The 2,048-nt window shown below is 53.6% G+C and carries 2 protein-coding genes; both read right to left on the bottom strand.

Annotated features, from left to right (window positions below; genetic code table 11):
- Nucleotides 1-165: 165 nt before the first annotated feature.
- Nucleotides 166-1,278, bottom strand: a complete 1,113-nt coding sequence (locus K675_RS0115520; protein WP_017904420.1) for a helix-turn-helix domain-containing protein — start codon at nucleotides 1,276-1,278, stop codon at nucleotides 166-168.
- Nucleotides 1,275-2,048: hypothetical protein (locus tag K675_RS0115515; RefSeq protein ID WP_332308412.1), on the bottom strand; the 774-nt coding region annotated here is incomplete at its 5' end. The genes K675_RS0115520 and K675_RS0115515, both read right to left, overlap by 4 nt.

Below are 2,048 nucleotides of genomic sequence, written 5' to 3'. Positions count from 1 at the left end.
CATTCTCGCCTAAAAAGGTGTCCGGGGTTAGTAGACCACTACAGCATCTAGGTTTCTAAAAGCAGGTCCGGGCGACTTGGCGGGACGGTTACGTCTAGCAGCTAGTATTTTGCCCCAACAAAGCCGCCTGTAATGGCGGCTTTTGGTGTAAAGGCCTTATATGGGTCAGGTTTTGACCAGTCGTAGATTGGGCTTCTTTCTCGGTACAGTAACCGGTTGAGCTGCCAAGTCCCCACTTATGGCAACGGGAGCCATACTGAACAGAATGGGGATCAGGTCATCGACCGCGACATCCAACTCTTTTGCAATTCCGCTCAAGGAGCGACCGGTATCTCTAGCGAGCCCCAAGACTTTTTGAAGCACCTGTGACGTTTCTCGCTGAGAACTCTCCGGCTCCTGAGTCCTGGCCCCCATCGTGGAAAGCTCGATACAGATACTTCTATAGATCCACTCCGAGAGGACACTGGTTTTGTGAAGGCGATAGGCCAACGCCATCGCCGAGACATTCCAGAGCTTTTTGGCGCGCACAATGTCCTTTACAGAGCGAATGTTCCAGCCGTGAGCGAGGATGCTTTGATAGGGCATGAGAAAGGCTGACGCGAAAGCATTCGCCTCGTTCTCCACTTCTTTACCCTTGTTGCTGCCATGTCTGTGCAACACCAAGTGCCCGAGCTCATGGGCAGCATCAAACCGACTTGCCTCTGCAGACTTCTGGGTATTCAGGAAAACGAACGGCGTGGTGCCTTTTCTCCAACAAGAAAATGCGTTGACCTGATTGGTTTCTTCGGCCAAAGAGAAAACTCTGACGCCCTTCAGTTCAAGAAGGTGTACCAGATTTCTAATAGGCAGCTGACCTAACCCCCACTCAACACGTACCGCCTCTGCAGCGGCCTCTGGATCCATACCGGAACAGTCCGGAACCATAGGGCTCGGCAAGTTAAATCGCGAGTCGATCCAGTCGCTTAGCATGTACGCAATACCACCGGCAGCAAGAGCTGCATCACGCTGGCCAGCGGTCATTCGTGAAAAAGAACGGAAGCTCGCATTTTCTTCCGTTGGGGCCTCGACATCGCGACCACTAAAAAACGTAATCGGGAAGCCAAGGGCCTGGGCAATGCTGCCCAAGCTCTCTTCTGTTGGGAGCTGATCCCCACTCTCGTACAAAGAAATCGTCTTGCTGCTGAGCAATGTTGCGTCCGCAAGCGATTTCTTGGTCCATCCACGGCGTTGACGAGCTAGCACCAAACGGGCCGGATTGAAATCGCTTATGTCGTTCATGTTCTCGGTGTCACAGGGATATCGATAGACGGACTGGCGTCCGGCCCACTGAAATCGTCGGGGGCATTAAGGTTCAGGGGCGGCATGATAAAGCGCGGCTGCCATCCGTCAACCTTGCCGTTGTCGGCCATGTTCATCGGCCTAGAGAGCTCGTAATGCACGACCTGGTTTTCCACATCGACGTAGAAAAGCAGCATCCAAAGGATCTGCTCCGCAGTCGTGTCTAGTGGGAGTCGTTGCCTATCGCTGAGTTCCACCGGGAACATGTCTAACTGGCGAACATTGTAATGAACGCTGCGACTGGTCCGGTTGCCTCTCTTGTTACGTGTGAGCGGTATGGCATAGGGGTTGCCCGTATTCTCATCACCGCAACACAGCGTTATCGCATGCTTGTTATCTGGGGAAACAATCCGTGGCTGATTGCTGGGATCCGTTGGCTTCCAGCCTTTGGGAATGGTCAACGCCCGAAGCGCCTCCGTGCCATAGATCCAAGCCAATGTGCCCCTTGAGCCTTTCGGCTGCAGCGGGCCGGCATTCGAGGCTACGCGGTAGCACTGGAGAGCGATCGTGCGTAGCTCTTCAGCAGTAATGCCCAGCAGACGCTCAATCGCTTGCTCAGGTGGGAGGCTCTCGACTTGATCCAGAAAATCCATGGCCATAGGGGGAAACTCTCTTGTCGGGTTCCGATTTTTATACATCAAACGATGTAGAAAAAAAAGAAGCGCACTAGGCACTGTACGAAAAGAAATGTCGTAGACACCGCCGCCAGC

Origin of the sequence: Pseudomonas fuscovaginae SE-1 (assembly GCF_000364705.1) — a bacterium.
Taxonomy (GTDB): Bacteria; Pseudomonadota; Gammaproteobacteria; order Pseudomonadales; family Pseudomonadaceae; genus Aquipseudomonas; species Aquipseudomonas fuscovaginae_A.
The sequence above is the reverse complement of the archived record's forward strand: the minus strand, read 5'-3'. Positions and strand labels throughout refer to the sequence as shown.